The organism is Mucilaginibacter sp. (assembly GCF_035492695.1).
GTDB lineage: Bacteria > Bacteroidota > Bacteroidia > Sphingobacteriales > Sphingobacteriaceae > Mucilaginibacter.
The window spans coordinates 379,349-397,069 of the sequence record NZ_DATJJC010000017.1 but is presented as its reverse complement, the minus strand read 5'-3'; the positions used below and the strand labels follow the sequence as shown (position 1 = coordinate 397,069).

General features: G+C 47.7%; 11 protein-coding genes. 4 read left to right on the top strand and 7 right to left on the bottom strand.

All coding sequences use genetic code 11. The annotated features are described in order from the left end of the window. Window positions 1–68 precede the first annotated feature (68 nt). From VL525_RS12620 to VL525_RS12610, 3 genes are all read left to right on the top strand, one after another. Complete coding sequence (locus tag VL525_RS12620) at window positions 69–1,742, top strand: M1 family metallopeptidase (RefSeq protein ID WP_325387056.1); 1,674 nt, start codon at window positions 69–71, stop codon at window positions 1,740–1,742. A gap of 131 nt (window positions 1,743–1,873) precedes the next feature. Then, a complete protein-coding gene (locus VL525_RS12615; RefSeq protein ID WP_325387054.1) occupies window positions 1,874–3,532 on the top strand; it encodes a M1 family metallopeptidase in 1,659 nt (552 codons plus the stop codon). A 159-nt stretch (window positions 3,533–3,691) separates the two neighbouring features. After that, window positions 3,692–4,420: a head GIN domain-containing protein gene (locus tag VL525_RS12610; protein ID WP_325387052.1), complete on the top strand. Its 729-nt coding sequence runs from the start codon at window positions 3,692–3,694 to the stop codon at window positions 4,418–4,420. 273 nt (window positions 4,421–4,693) lie between these two features. Here the strand turns inward: VL525_RS12610 and VL525_RS12605 are convergent, their stop codons facing one another. The 3 genes from VL525_RS12605 to VL525_RS12595 all read right to left on the bottom strand — a co-directional run bounded on the left by VL525_RS12605 (window position 4,694) and on the right by VL525_RS12595 (window position 10,656). Then, window positions 4,694–5,719, bottom strand: coding sequence for a hypothetical protein (locus VL525_RS12605; RefSeq protein ID WP_325387050.1), 1,026 nt, complete (start codon window positions 5,717–5,719; stop codon window positions 4,694–4,696). Between the two features lie 10 nt (window positions 5,720–5,729). Continuing rightward, entirely contained in the window at window positions 5,730–7,457 is a 1,728-nt protein-coding gene (locus tag VL525_RS12600) for an ArnT family glycosyltransferase (RefSeq protein WP_325387048.1), read from the bottom strand. A gap of 1,036 nt (window positions 7,458–8,493) precedes the next feature. Beyond that, window positions 8,494–10,656 carry a PQQ-binding-like beta-propeller repeat protein gene (locus tag VL525_RS12595; RefSeq protein WP_325387046.1) on the bottom strand — a complete coding sequence of 721 codons (2,163 nt, stop codon included), beginning with the start codon at window positions 10,654–10,656 and terminating at the stop codon, window positions 8,494–8,496. Between the two features lie 76 nt (window positions 10,657–10,732). On the opposite strand from VL525_RS12595, the gene VL525_RS12590 reads away from it, so the two are divergent. Beyond that, window positions 10,733–11,191 carry a DinB family protein gene (locus VL525_RS12590; protein ID WP_325387044.1) on the top strand — a complete coding sequence of 153 codons (459 nt, stop codon included), beginning with the start codon at window positions 10,733–10,735 and terminating at the stop codon, window positions 11,189–11,191. Window positions 11,192–11,261: 70 nt separating this feature from the next. Here VL525_RS12590 and odhB read toward each other — a convergent pair whose 3' ends face one another. The 4 genes from odhB to VL525_RS12570 form a co-directional block, all read right to left on the bottom strand. Then, the gene (odhB, locus tag VL525_RS12585) at window positions 11,262–12,842 is read right to left on the bottom strand and encodes a 2-oxoglutarate dehydrogenase complex dihydrolipoyllysine-residue succinyltransferase (protein WP_325387042.1); all 1,581 of its coding nucleotides are present in this window, start codon (window positions 12,840–12,842) and stop codon (window positions 11,262–11,264) included. Window positions 12,843–12,859: 17 nt separating this feature from the next. Beyond that, entirely contained in the window at window positions 12,860–15,661 is a 2,802-nt protein-coding gene (locus tag VL525_RS12580) for a 2-oxoglutarate dehydrogenase E1 component (RefSeq protein ID WP_325387040.1), read from the bottom strand. 195 nt (window positions 15,662–15,856) lie between these two features. Then, window positions 15,857–16,303: an SRPBCC family protein gene (locus VL525_RS12575; RefSeq protein WP_325387038.1), complete on the bottom strand. Its 447-nt coding sequence runs from the start codon at window positions 16,301–16,303 to the stop codon at window positions 15,857–15,859. Window positions 16,304–16,314: 11 nt separating this feature from the next. After that, on the bottom strand, window positions 16,315–17,631 hold the full coding sequence (locus tag VL525_RS12570) for a DASH family cryptochrome (RefSeq protein WP_325387036.1): 1,317 nt from the start codon (window positions 17,629–17,631) through the stop codon (window positions 16,315–16,317). Window positions 17,632–17,721 lie beyond the last annotated feature (90 nt).

Here is a 17,721-nt window from a genome sequence, read left to right as displayed (position 1 = left end):
TAATATGCGCAAATCACTTTCTTAACCGGATAGTTGCTAAATTTAACTTGTCGGCTTAAGTTCGTTCCATGAAAAAATACTTTTCCCTGATATTATTTATCACCCTGCTGCATACCGGTTTGCAGGCCCAGCTTTTGGTCGACAAAAACAAATTCACGCATGCCGATAGCCTGCGCGGCAGCCTTACACCCTTGCGCACCTGTTATGATATTAATTATTACCATTTGGATGTGAAGTTTGATATCGACAAGAAATTTATCAGCGGCAGCAACCTGTTTAAATTTACCGCTACGCAAGATTTCAAAAAATTACAGTTCGACCTGTTTGCCAACCTGAAGGTGGAAAAGGTGCTATATAAAAAGCACGAAGTGCCTTACACCCGGCAGGATAATGCAGTGTTTGTTACCTTTCCAAAGACAATATTAAAGGGCACAAGGGATACATTTACGGTTTACTATTCGGGCAACCCGACCGTAGCGAAAAACGCGCCCTGGGACGGCGGTGTAGTTTACACTACCGATACCACCGGCAAGCCCTGGGTAGCTACGGCCTGTGAGGGTGCAGGCGCCAGTATATGGTGGCCGAATAAAGATCATTTGAGCGATGAGGTGGATAGCATGCTCATCAGCATAAGCGTACCTAAAGGACTTAAGGATGTTTCGAACGGCCGGCTGCGCAAGGTGACCGAACTGAACGATGGCTACACACGTTTCGATTGGTTTGTAGCAAACCCGATCAACAACTACGATGTGGCGGCCAACATTGCCGACTATACCGAATTTAAGGACACCTATGACGGCGAAAAAGGCAAGCTTGACCTGGATTACTGGGTGCTGCCATCCGACCTGGAAAAGGCAAAAGCACAGTTTGGCGCCAATGTAAAACCGATGCTTAAGGCGTTCGAACACTGGTTTGGCCCTTACCCGTTTTATGAGGATGGCTATAAACTGGTGCAAACACCTCACCTGGGTATGGAGCACCAAAGCGCAGTGGCCTATGGCAATCATTTTCAAAATGGCTACCTGGGGTATGATCTTTCGCGCACCGGATGGGGCAAGAAATGGGACTATATTATCGTACACGAAAGCGGGCACGAATGGTTCGGGAATAATATTACTGCAAAGGACCTGGCCGATATGTGGATCCATGAAAGCTTTACCAATTACGCTGAAGACCTGTTTGTCGATTTTCATTATGGTAAACAGGCAGCAATGGAGTACGTTAACGGCCTTAGGATAGGCATTGCGAATAAATCGCCAATAGTTGGCATTTACGGGGTGAATAAAGAGGGATCGGAAGATATGTACCCCAAGGGCGCTGTACTGCTGAATATGGTCCGTACCATTATCAATGATGATGAAAAATGGCGCGGTATACTGCGCGGACTTAACAAAACCTTTTATCACCAAACGGTTACCTATGACGATATTACCGGCTACATCAGCAAGCAGTCGGGTATCGATCTGTCAACCGTTTTTGACCAGTACTTGCATTATGCCAAATTGCCGGCGCTTGAGGTGACCTGGAAGGACGACAAACCCTGGTTCCGGTGGATAGCCGGGGCCAAAGGATTTACGATGCCGGTGAGGGTGAAAGTGAAAGGAGGCGATTACCAATTCGTCACACCAACTACAACATCACAGGCAATTGATATCCAGGGAGCCACGAAAGAGAATTTAGAAGCCGATACCTATAACTTTTATATTTCGGTTTCGGGGATAAATAAAGGCGGAGAGAAATAATAAACAATGTCATTGCGAGGCGCGGGGCGGGTAGTGCGCAGCGCAACGAAGCAATCTCGTCGGTATGCCTGCGAAGAGATTGCTTCGTCGTACCTCCTCGCAATGACAGTTTTGATAGATTATATAAAACCATGATAAAAAAAATCACCATTTTCACGCTGCTTGTTATCAGCAGTACAGCCAGTTTCGCGCAATTGGGCGTCGACAAAGAAACTTTTACCCGCGCCGATTCGCTGCGGGGATTTATGTCGCCGCTGCGCACTTGTTATGATATCAATTATTACCACCTGGATGTGAAGTTTGATATACCGGATAAATCCATCAGCGGGAACGTGCTTTTTAAGTTCACTGCCACTACCAACTTCTCCAAATTGCAGTTCGATCTGTTTAGCAACCTGAATGTGGAGAAGGTAGTTTATAAAGGACAGGAATTGCCTTACACCCGCGAGTTTAATGCGGTGTTCGTTACCTTTCCGAAAGCGATAGAAAAGGGCAGCAAAGATGAGTTCACCGTTTACTATTCGGGGCACCCTACTATTGCCAAACGCGCACCGTGGGATGGCGGAGTAGAGTACAATGTCGACTCGCTCGGGCATCCATGGGTATCAACCGCGTGCCAGGGCATGGGCGCCAGCGTATGGTGGCCCAATAAGGACCAGCAGGAGGACGAGGTGGACAGCGCGCTGATCAGCATCAGTGTGCCTACGGGTTTAAAAGATGTATCGAACGGTCGCCTGCGCAAAGTGACCAAATTGAAAGACGGGTACACCCGGTTTGATTGGTTCGTTTCCAACCCCATCAACAACTACGATATCGAGGCCAACATTGGCGACTATGCCCATTATTCGGATATTTATAATGGCGAAAAAGGTAAGCTGACAATGGATTTCTGGCCGCTGAGCTACAATCTTGAAAAAGCCAAAAAGCAGTGGGGCGCCAACGCCAAACGAATGCTCGAAGCCTTCGAATACTGGTTCGGGCCCTACCCTTTTTACGAGGACGGCTATAAACTGATCGAATCGCACCACCTGGGTATGGAACACCAGAGCGGCACAGCTTATGGCAATCATTACCAGAATGGATACCTTGGCCGCGACCTTTCAGGCACGGGCTGGGGGCTGAAATGGGATTTCATAGTGGTACACGAGAGCGGGCACGAATGGTTCGGCAATAACATTACCTCGAAGGACCTGGGCGACATGTGGATACACGAGAGCTTTACCAACTATTCGGAATCGCTGTTTATCGATAAATTTTATGGTAAGCAAGCCGGGCAGGAATACGTACATGGTACCCGGCTGCTGATCAATAACGACCGGCCCATCGTTGGCCCGTACAATGTAAACAAGGAAGGCTCTTCGGACATGTATTACAAAGGGGGTAACTTGCTGAATATGGTACGGACCATTATCAATGACGATGAAAAATGGCGCAACATCCTTCGCGGGCTTAATAAAACATTTTACCACCAAACGGTGACTTATGATGATATCGTCAATTACATCTGCGATCAGTCGGGTATAAACCTGAAACCCGTGTTCGACCAATACCTGCACTACCGGAACCTGCCGATACTGGAATTTATGGTTGACAGGAAGGGCCAGTTAGCCGTTCGCTGGCAGGCTGATGCCAAAGGGTTTAATATGCCGGTGCGCGTGAAGGTAAAAGGCGGCGAATATCAATACATCAAACCGACCACCCGCTTTACCGCGCTGGGTATAGAAGGTGCTACAAAGGATAATATTGAGGTGGATACTTTCAATTATTATATCGGGGTACTGGTAGATTGAGTCGATGAATATCGAATCATGAATGCTGAATATCGAATGCCGAAGTAAATCAACTTCATCATTCGATATTCAATGTTCGGTATTCGTTATTTTTTCTGCCCACGTGCAACCTATCGCCCCCTGCAGGCGTCTTATACCTGTTAAACAAATAAGACCATTATGAAACTGGTATCCAGATCCCTTTTAACATGCCTGCTTTTGGCCGGCGTTGCCTATATCTTTACACCTGCTGCCGCCATCGCGCAGCAACGAACCGAGGACCGTCATTTGTCCGGTTTTCACGCAGTCGACGTTGGCGGGCCTTTCGATGTAAGGCTTACACAGGGCAACACCGAGTCGGTAAAAGTAGAGGCTCCAGAAGAAGTCATCAGCCGTATTACCACCGAGGTAGATAACGGCGTACTGAAAATTTACAACAAACACAATGAAATGTTCCATTTTGGCGACCTGTTCCGTCACAAAAAAATATTGGTGTATGTAACCATCAGGGAAGTGAACAGCATTGTTGTTTCGGGTTCGGGTGATGTGGATTTCAGGGATGGCCTTCATGCCGATAAAATGAGCCTGAGGGTGTCCGGTTCGGGCGACGTGAACGGCCAGCTGGAAGCCAAAAACCTGGAGACAAGCATATCCGGCTCGGGCGATGTCCGCATCTCGGGTCATGCTGAAACTTCGGCAGTGCGGGTAAGCGGCTCGGGCGATTATAGCGGGCGCGGGATGATCACACAAAATACCGACGTTCATGTAAGCGGTTCGGGTGACGCTTCGGTATATGCCAGCGAAAAGATCAATGCTTCCGTATCCGGTTCAGGCGATATAAGCTACGGCGGCCATCCCAAAAATGTGATGAAATCCAAATCGGGCAGCGGCGATATCGGTGGGAATTAGGCCCCAACCAACCCTCCCCGGGAGTGAGGGCTTTAGTCATGCCGGAAGGCATTCATTATATATCGAAAGGGACGCAGATTGTGCGTCCTTTTTTTGTTTGTAAAGACGCATAATTATGCGTCTTTATGCCATCATGCAATGAAGATATTTTTCTACCGAGACGCAAAATCTTGCGTCTCTACGGGGGGATGTTAATTCTTGAACTTCGCTATAACCTTCCTGTCGGGTTTTAAGAGACGCAAAATCTTGCGTCTCTACGGGGCAGGGGGATGTTTAATCCTTAAACCTCGCGATCACCTTCCTCCCCAAATCATACGTCAACCTGAATGCCTCCTGGTTGCTGGTGAAGCCGGGTGTGCGGTGCACGCTGAAAATGAATTGTCCTTTCAACCCTTTGGCATTAAATGCCGAAAACATCAGGTCGAGGCGGTTGTAGAATTTTTTTTCGTAGAACGAGTCGCCAAAGGTAACCAGGGTACCTTCCTGCCCCGTGTAAAATTCGTCGAGGATAGCGAAACGCTTGTACGATGCATAGGCACTTGCCACAAAGCCTTTGGGCGACTGCCAGCCATCCAGGCCACGCACCCGGTGCAGGTTGATCATCCCGCCTGCTTCGATGGTCAGCGAATCGAGGAAAGATTGCTTGCGGCTGAAGTCGAGGCCAAGGCGTACCTGCCCGCCGCCGTTTTCCTGGATATGGTCATCAGCCGTCAATACAGCGGCCCCGGCATCATGCAGCAACAAAAAATAATGCGATATATAGAACGGCCCGCTTAACCATGGGCGGTATTTGCCATAAAAGCCAAACAAAAACTCTTCCCTGTCGGTAGCGGTTTGCCGGCTCACCCAATCGATCCAGCCGGTTTCCATAAAGTGTTCCGTATGGAATTGCGCCATCAACCCTTCCACGTTCGGGCGGTAATATCTTAAGGTATCATTCAGTAAAGCACGCGGATAATTGGTCAGCGTCCCTTCGCGCGGGAAAGCGCCCGCGTAAAACAACCAGCTTTTACCGGTAAAATTATAATAAGCAACCGGGTTTACTTTCAGAAAATAGGGCTGTGCGCCAAACTCGTGTATTCCGTTCACCCCAACCACAAAATGGTTCATGCTGTCGATATTCAACCCGAAATTAAGCGCGGTACGCATACCCGAATAGGTGCGCGAGCGCGCCACAAAGTCTTTGTACTCGCGGTTATCCAGGAAACCCAGTGCATTGAAATTTACATCCACCGTTTGCGCGAAAGCGGCACCGGTAACGAAAGTCAGGATAGTTATCAGGTAAAGTCTTTTTATCATTTGTAAGTGTTTATTCAACCACAAGGCTGATGATCCTGCTGTTTTTGCTGCCCATAAACGGATCTGTGCGCAGCGAAAATAGCAGGGTATAATTTCCTTTTTGCAATGGCGCTGTAAATTTAAAGCTATAATGCGTGCTTTGGCCCGGTTTCAGTATAATTTGATGAAAATCATCTGCCGATACCTCCTCGGATATTTCAAGCATGCCGGTAAAGGTACAGGCTGCAAAAACCACCAGGTGCTGATAACCCTGGTTACTGAAATTTATTGTGTAGGGATATGGATTTGTTATAGTTACATCCAGCGCCCTTTGCGCACCAGCTTTCATGGTAATTTTATTTTCAGGCATTTCCACCTTAACCTGCTGATAGGTGCGCACATCATTTACCCAGCCGCCGTACCATGTTCCGCCGGTAGTGTTCAGGGTATCGGTAGTAACCCCTTTTAACGGGTTGCGCAACAGGTAATACGCTTTGTTATGCTGAAGGCCCTGCTCTATAGGCCAGATATCGAATTGGGTTAACCGGTAGTAGCGGTTGTCGTAAGCAAAGCCTTTAGTGGTATTATTGTAGAAATCGTATTTGGATACGTTTTGGAAACCATCCATAAAAATAACATAGTTATCGCCAACCTTTTGCCTTATGGTATGCGCCCACTCTTTGTATCCGTACTGGCTTTTTACCTGTCCTACTTTCCTGATGAGCGGCGAGGCGGTGATCAGCAATATTCTTATCGTCAATATAAAAACTACGTTAACGACGGCCAGGCTGCTAAACCATAGCAACCGTTTGCCGCATTGCTTAAAATAGATCAGCGACAGCATGATCAATGGTGCAAAACCTATCAGCGTCCATTGCGGCTGCACTTCGCCGCGAAGGCTGCTGAGCAAAAAGAATAAAAATGTACCCCCGGCATTGAATAACAGCGCACGGATAAACCCGTCGTTCGCCTTCGCGCGGAAAGCCTTCCAGAACAGGAACCAGCCAACAAGCGGCCCGGCCATCAGTATTTGCCCCGGAAAGTAGGTCCACGTTTGCCAGAAACTGTAATGATCGCTGGTTTGTTCGAACAAGTGATAATTGACCGACGGGTAACCGTGACTCATCTGCCATAAAATATGCGGCAGGTACAGCACTACGGATAGAACGACGATCACCCAGAACGTCTTCCGCTTTAATAATTTAAGGTCGGACAGCACGGTAAAACCGATCACCAATATCCCGTGGTATTTGCTGTATAGCAGACCGGCGATAACCAGCGCCAGCAGCACAGCAAACTTGTAATTGTCCTGCGCAAGATATTTCCGGTACACGTAATAAAACAACACGGTGAACAGGAAAAGCGGCGCGTCGGGCGTGGTCATAAACCCGTAGATATTGAAAATGAAGACACCAGGCACTATAAGAATGAACCATTTAGCCGCAGCGCCATATTGCCGCACGATAAGCCATAGCACATACAGCGATAAGGTACTGGACACTACGGTCATCAGCCGTACGCCAAATTCGCTGTGGGTGATACTGTCCCCTATCCGGATGAACAGGGCCACCATGGGCGGATGATCAAAATAACCCCAATCCAAAAAGCGGGAATAAAGCCAGTAATAGGCTTCGTCGGCATGAATCTCCAGTTTCCAGGCTTGTACGGCGTTCAGGATGGTCCAGCCGAGGAGAAAATACCAGATAAATTGCGTTTGTTTTTTATCGGTGGCGGAAGTACCTGCGGCGGACAATTGCATTTAGATAGATTGATGGGTCAAATTTAGTGTTTTTAACTGACCTGCGCTTACCCTAACCTCCTAAGGCCGGCTGCCGTTAATCAATTTCCATGACCCGTAGGGTCTACCGCTTTGTAGTAGATAGAAAGAAAGGGCTTTTGCCTCGTAGAGGTTACCCTCAGTTGCATTTATGGCGTAGTACGAAAAACTCACCTGCATGATGGCGGGTAGCCTCTATGAGGCATAAGTGGGTGTTCGGTATTTTTCTACAAACAGGTAGAGCCTACGGCTCATATCCCTCTTAAATCCGGTTGAAGCTGTCTATAGGGCGCTGGTTATCTGTCGGCTAAAGCCGACGGCAATGAATTAAAATTTGAATAAATTCTGTCTATTGTTGTCCTATTTGTGGGGCGGGTAGCTGCTTTTCACCAGTCGGCTAAAGCCGACGGTAATGAATTGAATTTGATCAAATCCGCTTCACTACGATCTCTTGTGGGAATAAAGCCCGAGGTAATGAAAAGGCTCCTGCGTAAATTCATTGCCGTCCCATCTATGGGGCGGATAAAGAAAAAGCTGAAAACGGCTTTAGCCGAACACCATGTGCCAAGCCTATAGCTGCACCGGTTAATCAACAAATTATGCCATCGTTCAGATCAACGGCCGGCAGAGAAGAATCTTATACCCTTTTTGCCATACACTTAGTGTACCCAAAAAATTATTCTTCATTAATTATTACCCTAATTTGCACATAACCTGCTGATAAAAACAATCTGGCAAGCGAAGAGATCGCAGTTCAAACGCGCCTAAAGGCTTGTTTAAGCACTTTTGTTGCTTTTTTTGGAATTTTCCCGGTTTTTCGGCGCAAAAAACCCGCATAAAAACCCCCGCCCTGCGAACGGCCAAGTAATTGACATACTGATACATAGCAAAAAGGTGTTCACGAAAAATGCAAAAATGGGGCACTTTTTGTCAAATGCAAGATTCCAATTATTTGATAATAAGATACTTACAAGTAATAGCGTGTGGCAAGCGGCGGCGGCGTGAACACTTAGTGTATTTACTTTGGCAACGCAAAAGCCACGTAACTACCCCCTGACTTTGTCCCCAGCTTACCCCCGCCGCAGGCTATCACCAGGTATTCCTTTCCTCCGGCTTCATATACCGCAGGCGTAGCGAACCCGGCGGCAGGCAGCTTATATTGCCATAAAAGCTTGCCGTTCCTTTTGTTGAAGGCCCGAATCATACCATCCTTGGTTGCCCCGATAAATAGCAGTCCGCCTGCCGTAACCGCCGGACCACCATAATTTTCCGTTCCCGTTACGCGGCCCGGTGCGGCCATCTCCGGGTCATCGCCAAACGGTATGCGCCACACCATTTTCCCGGTGTTCAGGTTAATGGCGTTCAGTGTTCCCCATGGCGGCGAAATGGCAGGCAGTCCTTCCTTGCTCAGGAATTTGTTGTAGCCCGTCATCATATACGGAATATCGAGATAAGGGTCGACAGCCTTATGTTCTTCTATAAAAGCTGCTTTGCCGCTTGTGTTATTGCCGGTTACATATGAGATAATGGCCCCGCTTTCCTGCGGCGATAACTGTTTAAAGGATGGCATCATGCGCCGCCCTGTTTTCAAAAGGTCGGCTATCTGGCTATCCTTGTATTTGGTTTGCACATTGATAAGCGAAGGAAAATTACCCGTGCCTTTACGGTCTTTCCCATGGCAGCTCATACAATTGCTCATGAACAGGCGCTGCCCGGCCTGCGTGAAGTTTTCGTTTTTGGCCGCCCGGGTTTTGGTATCGGCGATGGTCATTACCCAGGCCATTTCGTTAGCATTGATGTACATAATGCCTGTCGCGGGGTCATAGGCTGGTCCGCCCCACTCTGCGCCGCCGTCAAATCCCGGAAAAATAACGGTTGGCTGCTTGCCCGGTGGTAAAAACATGTTTCCGTAGCGATAACTTTTTAATCTTTTTAAAACCTCGGCTTTTGAACTGTTCGAAAGGTATGGGTTAATATCGTTCTCCGTCAGGGTTTGCCTGGCGAACGGCACCGGCAGTTCGGGAATAGGCTGCGTAGGCCATGGTTTTTCGCCTTTGAGGTCTGAACTGGTTGGCACTACAGTTTCCTTAACCGGGAACAATGGCTTGCCGGTTTCCCTGTCGAGCACAAAAATGAAACCGTGTTTGGTGGGCTGCGCTACGGCATCCACATCCCTACCGTCTTTTCTGATGGTAACCAAAACCGGCGCCGTTGGCAGGTCCTTATCCCATATATCATGATGGATTACCTGGTAGTGCCATTTTAGTTTTCCTGTTTCGGCATCCAGCGCCAGTACGCAATTGGCAAAAAGGCCCTGGCCTAAACGTTTCCCACCGTAAAAGTCATAAGCCGCCGAACCTGTGGGTGCAAACAGCAGTCCCCGTTTTTCGTCCATGCTAAAACCCGACCAGCTATTAGCCGAGCCGATATGTTTGTAGGCCGCGGTGTCTTCCCAGGTGTTATAACCTTGTTCGCCGGGCCGGGGTATGGTGTGAAATATCCATTTCAGCTTACCTGTGCGCACATCATAGGCACGGATATGGCCCGGCGCTGCATCAGCAGTTTCATTTACACGACTGCCAATGATGTATAGGTTTTTGTAAATAATGCCCGGGGAGGTAGCCGTCACGTACATTTTGGACGCATCAAGGCCAAGGTCGTTGTGCAAGTCTACTTTCCCATAGGTGCCAAAACTCTTTACCACCTCGCCATTGGCTGCATTTATAGCGTAAATATTCGACCCGGCGCAGTACAATATGCGTTTATCATCCCCATCCTCCCAATAGGTTACGCCGCGGTTGTTGTTCATCCCAAAACTCATCGGGGATGAATTGGTATTCCCGGCCGGATTGAATGTCCACTTCTCTTTACCCGTTGCTGCATCTACTGCAAAAAGCCTTAGTTTGGGCGAGGTGCCGTAAAGCGTACCATCCACCATTATCGGGCTGCATTGTATTTGTGAGTGGCCTGCAGTATCAGCGTCATGAGTGTGATATTCCCAGGCTACCTGTAATTGATTCACGTTAGCGCTGTCTATCTGCGTAAGCGACGAATAGTGCTGCGCCATTTTCGATCCACCATACACCCGCCAGATGGTGTTATCTCCTGATTGGTTTTTACATGAACAAAACAGCAGGACCGCGCCGAAAACGGTTAAAGCTGATGATCTGAAGCCGGTCATTTAATTGTCAATTAAGGTAATTGGATGAATGCTAATTTATGATATTAATTAGTATTGTAACACTATTCAACCAATCATGACCGAACAAATCGAAAACATCAGGAAAGTAAGGGCCTTTTTATTGGAGGGCATCAAGGACCTGACCACCGAACAACTCAACCGCATACCCGAAGGCTTTAATAATAATATCATCTGGAACCTGGGCCACCTGGTAGCTGCCCAGCAGGGCATTTGCTACAAAAGAGCAGGGGTGGCGCCCCACATCAGCGAAGAATTCTGGGAGCAGTTCCGATCGGGCAGTAAGCCCGAAAGACTATTGAGCGAATCTGAAATAGCCAATATCAAGCAATTATTCTCCACCACCCTGGACCAACTTGAAGCCGACTATAATAACAATATGTTCACCGGGTACACTGCCTGGAACACGCGTTACGACGTTGAGATCAAGAGCATTGACGATGCGCTGCGGTTTGTGCCTTATCACGAGGGGCTGCATTCGGGGGTAATTAATACGATGAGGAGACTGGTTGCTTAACAAAAAAACCCGGCATAACCGGGTTCAAATATCTAATCAACGAAATCTAAAAAATCAGTCTAATCAGTGGTCAGACCCCCAGCAGTAACCTCGCCGGATCTTCCAGCAACTGCTTTACCCTCACCAAAAAGCTTACGGATTCGCGGCCATCAATGATACGGTGATCATAGGATAATGCCACATACATCATCGGTTTGATCACAACCTGCCCATTCACGGCTACCGGTCGCTCAATTATATTGTGCATACCCAATATAGCCGATTGCGGCGAATTGATGATGGGTGTCGACATCATCGACCCAAACACACCGCCATTGGTAATGGTAAATGTACCGCCGGTCATTTCGTCGATGGTCAGTTTGCTATCGCGAGCCTTTGCAGCTAACGCTGCAACCGCCTTTTCTATTTCGGCCAGGCTCATGGCATCCGCATTGCGGATAACGGGCACTACAAGACCCTTGGGGGCTGATACAGCGATGGATATATCGGCGAAATTACTGTAAACCACCTCTTCGCCTTCAATACGCGCGCCTACCGCCGGCCATTCCTTCAAAGCTTCGCAAACCGCTTTGGTAAAGAATGACATAAAGCCCAGGCCAACGCCATGTTTCTCTTTAAATTTATCCTTGTATTTACCCCGCAGCTCCATAATGGGCGACATATCCACCTCGTTAAAGGTAGTCAGCATAGCGGTCTCGTTCTTCACAGCTACGAGCCTGCGGGCCACGGTTTTGCGCAGCGGCGACATTTTCTCCCTGCGCTCCCTGCCGTCCTGCGCTTTAGGTGCACCTGCCTCAGGAGTTTTAACCTCGGTTTTAAGGCTTGCCGGGGTCGAAACTCTGCCACCACCCTGGGGGTTTTCAGATACCAGGTCGGCAGTAACGGCAGTCATGGCGTCGGCTTTAGTGATGCGGCCACCTACGCCATTCCCCGGAACGAGTGCCGGGTCGATGCCTTTTTCGGCCAATATTTTTGCAGCAGCAGGTGATGGCGTACCCGATGCGTAACTTTTTTCTACAGTGGCTGTAGCAGTTACCGGGGCTTCAACTTTTGGCGCAGAAGATGTTGCTGTGCCGGCACCTTCGATAGTGCAAACTACCGCACCGATGGCCAATACGTCCCCTTCTTTAGCAATCGTTTTTAATATGCCTGCTTTTTCTGCTGTCAGCTCGAAAGTTGCTTTATCCGATTCCAGTTCGGCCAGCGCTTCGTCCATCGCAACGGTGTCGCCGTCTTTTTTGAGCCAGCGCGACAACGTTACTTCTGTAATAGATTCGCCTACCGGCGGAACTTTTATTTGTAATGAACCGCCTTCACTTGAAACAGGTGCGGCCGGAGCAGGTGCATCAGCTACCACCTCGGGTTGTGGCTGCGATGCAGCAGCCGGTGCAGGTTCTTTTGCAGGCGTGGCGGTGCCATCCTCATTAATATTAGCCACTACGGCGCCTATTGCAAGCGTGTCTCCCTCTTTAGCAACCGTCTGTAAAGTTCCCGCTTTTTCAGCAGTAAGCTCAAAAGTAGCCTTATCCGATTCCAGTTCGGCAATTACTTCATCCATGGCAACACTGTCGCCGTCCTTTTTCAGCCAGCGCGATAATGTTACCTCAGTTATCGATTCGCCTACCGGCGGAACTTTGATCTCTAAACTCATAGTAGTGTGTTGTACGTTTAGTCAGCGGCTACATTAGCCATTTTATTGGTTGTTCTTTTCACCGTTTTCTTTACAGCCTCTCCTGCAGGCGTATCAAACGCTTTTGATATCACATACAACTGCTGCGAAGCATGCTGTTTGGCAAAACCTGTAGCAGTGCTGCTTCCCTCATTCCGCGATACTACATCCAATTGCAATTCGCTCTTGCGGAATTTGCGGCACATATATGGCCATGCACCCATGTTTTCGGGCTCTTCCTGCACCCAGATAAAGTCCGTGGCTTTGGTGTATTTGGCTTTTATCTTCAGCATTTGCTGTTCTGGTGTAGGATACAATTGTTCAATTCGAACGATCGCGACGTCTTTACGTTCGTCGGCTTGTTGTTTTTCAAGCAGTTCGTAATACAACTTACCCGAACAGAATAATACACGTTTCACTTTCTTTGCATCCGCGTAGTTATCATCAATTACTTCCTGGAAAGCTCCGTTGACAAAGTCTTCTACCGGCGATACACATTTGGGCGCCCTTAATAAACTTTTGGGTGTAAATACGATCAGTGGCTTGCGAAACTCACGGTGCAATTGCCTCCTCAAAATATGGAAGAAGTTAGCCGGTGTAGTACAATTGGCCACCTGGATATTGTTATCTGCACAAAGTTCCATAAAACGCTCTATACGCGCCGAGGAATGTTCCGGCCCCTGCCCTTCGTACCCGTGCGGCAGCAGCATTACCAAACCATTGCCGCGTTGCCATTTGGTTTCGGCGCTGGCTATATATTGGTCGACAATGATCTGTGCACCGTTAAAGAAATCGCCAAACTGCGCTTCCCATATTGTGAGGGCATTGGGATTTGCAAGGGCATAGCCGTATTCAAAACCCAGCACGCCATATTCTGACAGTAACGAATTGTATATCGTAAATTTAGCTTCGGCGCCTAAAGTGTCCAGCGGTGTATATTCCTCTTCCGAGTCAACCAAAGTTAAAACCGCGTGACGGTGCGAAAAAGTTCCCCGCTTTACGTCCTCTCCGCTCAATCTTACCGGGTGACCCTCTTTTAACAGTGTGCCATAAGCCAAAAGTTCGCCCATGGCCCAGTCAAAAGTCTGTGTCTTGGTTACCATTTTGCTGCGTTCGTCAAAAAGCTTTTCAATTTTTTTGAAAAACTCTTTATCCTTTGGCAGCGTGGTGATTTTTTTTGCAATATCAATAAGTTCATCCTTCGTTACTGCTGTATTTACCGGGCTGGTAAAATCCTGTGCCGACGCCAGGTGCAACCCTTCCCACGCGCCCTCAAACATTTGGATAGTGTCGGTAAACCTGTCCTCAGCTTTCGATTCATCAAGCTTTTGCTGCAGCAGGTCACGGAAATTCTTTTCCATGATCTTTGCCTGGTCAGCATTGATCGTCCCCTGGGCAAGCAGTTGCTGGTAGTATATCTCACGCGGATTGGGATGCGCTTCTATCGCTTTGTAAAGCAGCGGCTGGGTGAACTTTGGCTCGTCCGACTCATTATGGCCGTACCTGCGGTAGCAAAGGATATCGATAAAAACATCATCATGAAAGGTTTGCCTGTACTCCATAGCCAGGTTGATAACAAAGGCCAGCGCCTCTACGTCATCGCCATTCACATGGAAAACCGGCGAAAGAACTGTCTTTGCAATATCGGTACAATAGGTACTTGATCGTGCATCCTTAAAATTGGTGGTAAAACCTATCTGGTTATTGATCACCAGGTGAATGGTACCGCCGGTGCGGTAACCCTCCAGCTTTTCCATTTGCAGCACCTCGTACACAATACCCTGCCCGGCTATAGAAGCATCGCCATGAATAAGTATGGGTGCTATTTTGGTGTAGTCGCTATTATATTTAAAATCGATCTTCGAACGGGTCAACCCTTCCACGACAGGGTCGACAGCCTCAAGGTGCGAAGGATTGGGACAAAGACTCAAATGCACTTTCTTCCCATTCTTTGCCTCCACATCGGTCGAAAACCCAAGATGATATTTTACATCGCCCCCAAAGCCCGACTCTGCATCATAGGTTTTGCCCTCAAATTCTGAAAAAATTTCCTTATAGGTTTTTTCCATGATATTGGCCAGCACATTAAGGCGACCGCGGTGGGCCATGCCTATCACAAACTCCTGTATGCCCAGTTCGGCGCCCTTTTGTATCACAGAGTCCATAGCAGGGATCAAAGCTTCAGCCCCTTCAAGCGAGAACCGCTTTTGACCGAGAAATTTTGTGCCAAGGAAATTTTCGAAAATTACCGCATGGTTTAGTTTATCCAGCATCCGCAACTTCTCTTCCGTATTAAAAGCAGGCGTATTGCGGTTACTTTCCATCCTATCCTCAAACCATTTGATTTTTATCGGGTTGCGTATGTAACGGTATTCGGCGCCGATAGACTGGCAATAGGTTTGCTCCAGCATATCGCGTATTTCACGCAGCTTAGCCGGCCCCATCCCTACTTCAACACCTGCATTGAATACTGTCTCCAGATCAGTGTCGCTCAGGCCAAATGTCTCGAGTTCCTTACCAGGGAAATATTTGCGCCGTTCACGAACCGGGTTCGTTTTGGTGAACAGATGCCCGCGGGTGCGGTACCCGTTGATCATGTTGAGGACATTGATCTCCTTCAAAAAATGCTCAGATCCTTCACCACTGCCGGTGATGGGCCCGCTGGCCTCGCGGCCGAAATCAAAGCCTTCAAAAAATTTTTGCCATCCGAAGTCGACCGATCCCGGGTCTTGGGTATATGCTTCGTAAAGTGTATTAATGTAGGCAGCGTTGCCGCTGTCAATATAATTTAGGCGCTCCATGCAGAAACCAATCAGTAAAACGGTACAAAATTAAGCATATCGATTTGGAAACTTTGTAATTTATTTTCAAAAGGTTGCAATAAATTACGTGCAGTGTGCATATTATGGGATAATCAGTCTAATTAAGCATATAAGCATAGTTTTTTATTAGTATAAACCATACCGATTGGTATTATTTATATATTTTTTGTAATACTATGTCCTTTCCACACATGTTTTCAGGTCAATTAATCTTTTCCTGACGTTGCGCTGGAGGCTATTTTTAATAAGGCGTTTAAATATGTCAAAAGGGAATCGCAATCCAAAAGAATAAATGAAAGCGACTTCTGTTTGTTCATGACCTAATTCACGGAATAACCACGACCCTGAAAATGATTTAAACATAAAGGGGCCCCTGGTCATTTTTATAGCGGTATTTTTGGGGCGATTAAAGGTTACGTATTTAGTTTCCATACCCAAACCGTTACGAGCAACACACCATGCCTTTACTCCTATATCGGGCTTTTCAGCATCGCCGATCAGCTCCGCTTTTTTAAGGAAAGTATCCCATGAAAGGCGATTTGAATAATTCTGGGTATAATCAAATACAAATAATGGCTCCTTATTGATGAGTATCTTCTCAGAAAATTTTACGGTTCCCATTTACAGCTAATTTAAACCTCGACCAGGCTATTGCTGTCGTTTATCTCAGGCAGCCAGGTGCTGATAAAATCGCTTTCCGTCTCCGGTTTCTCTGCCATTTTTACGCTTGCAAAGTACCGGTTGTCGCGCGTATGGTTTGCCACCCCGGCTACAAATGCCCAGTTACCAAAATTGCTTGCCGGGGAATAATCGATAAGTTTTTCTTCAAAATATGCCGCACCCTCTCTCCAGTCTGTTTTCAGTGTATTTATTAAAAAAGCCGCTACTATCTGGCGTTTATTATTGGTAATGTACCCGGTGGCATTCAATTCGTGCATGGCAGCATCCACAAAAGGCACACCCGTATGGCCGTTTTTCCAAAGTTCAAATACCTCGTCTCCGCCGGCTGGTGGTTGCGCAACGTCGCCATTAATGCCCGCGGCATTGAAAAACTGCCTGCCGTGCTTTTTAAACATAAAACGGAAATAATCGCGCCACAGTAATTCTAAGATCAGCGGCGAACCTGATGTATGCACGCCATTGGCATGCTTGGTTACCTCGTGGTAAACCATCCGCTGCGAAAGGCAGCCCAGCGATATCCAGGCCGATAGCCTTGAGGGTGCATCGGACATGTGCCTTGCGCCTTTATGCACCGGCATATTATCCAGGCTCGATATATAGTGATGCATTTGCCGTAAAGCCGCCGTTTCTCCGCCTTCGTAATGAAAATCCACCCTCGGATCGGCATCAGGCGTTCTTAAACCCAGCTCGGTAAGCGTTGGTATGTTCCCCGCTTCTGCTATCTCCGGTGTAATAATATGCCGAGGTGTTTCGATACACGGCCGCACATCGCTGTCGCGCTCTATTTTCTTTTTGAACGTTGCGAAACTGTCGGGAATATCTTTTATCGGAAAGGGAAGGTCCTCTTTATGGTATAAGGTGTGGCCGATAAAATGTTTAAGATTAAGCTTTATCTTCCAGAGCGCAGTCTCTACTGCTTCCGAAATTTCTGTCTCCTCGTACGCAACCTCGCGGTGATGGTATACTTCGCTAACCTGGTATTGCTGCGCTAATTGCGGGATGATCTCTGCCGGATCGCCGGTGCGCACCACCAATTCACTGCCGAGCTTATGCAGGTTTTTGCGGAGGTTGGCCACAGACTCCAGTAAAAAGCGGGCGCGAATGCTGCCCGTTTTATCAAGGCCGAGGTCTGTTTTTTTGAAATAGAACGGATCGAAACAGTACACAGGGAGTACTTTGTCTGCCTTCTTTGTAGCCTCAAGCAATATTTCGTTATCGTGGATGCGAAGATCGTTCCTGAACCAAACCAATATCGTTTTTCCGCTCATATATTAAAATACCTCTGACCAGTCAACCCGCAAATTTGCAATAAATTAATCTTAAAGCATAATGTAGGGTGTTATTTGACATCGGGGCAA

Coding starts and splice junctions, on each gene's coding strand:
- VL525_RS12620 (WP_325387056.1), top strand. CDS start 69: ATGAAAAAATACTTTTCCCTGATATTATTTATCACCCTGCTGCATACC.
- VL525_RS12615 (WP_325387054.1), top strand. CDS start 1,874: ATGATAAAAAAAATCACCATTTTCACGCTGCTTGTTATCAGCAGTACA.
- VL525_RS12610 (WP_325387052.1), top strand. CDS start 3,692: ATGAAACTGGTATCCAGATCCCTTTTAACATGCCTGCTTTTGGCCGGC.
- VL525_RS12605 (WP_325387050.1), bottom strand. CDS start 5,719: ATGATAAAAAGACTTTACCTGATAACTATCCTGACTTTCGTTACCGGT.
- VL525_RS12600 (WP_325387048.1), bottom strand. CDS start 7,457: ATGCAATTGTCCGCCGCAGGTACTTCCGCCACCGATAAAAAACAAACG.
- VL525_RS12595 (WP_325387046.1), bottom strand. CDS start 10,656: ATGACCGGCTTCAGATCATCAGCTTTAACCGTTTTCGGCGCGGTCCTG.
- VL525_RS12590 (WP_325387044.1), top strand. CDS start 10,733: ATGACCGAACAAATCGAAAACATCAGGAAAGTAAGGGCCTTTTTATTG.
- odhB (WP_325387042.1), bottom strand. CDS start 12,842: ATGAGTTTAGAGATCAAAGTTCCGCCGGTAGGCGAATCGATAACTGAG.
- VL525_RS12580 (WP_325387040.1), bottom strand. CDS start 15,661: ATGGAGCGCCTAAATTATATTGACAGCGGCAACGCTGCCTACATTAAT.
- VL525_RS12575 (WP_325387038.1), bottom strand. CDS start 16,303: ATGGGAACCGTAAAATTTTCTGAGAAGATACTCATCAATAAGGAGCCA.
- VL525_RS12570 (WP_325387036.1), bottom strand. CDS start 17,631: ATGAGCGGAAAAACGATATTGGTTTGGTTCAGGAACGATCTTCGCATC.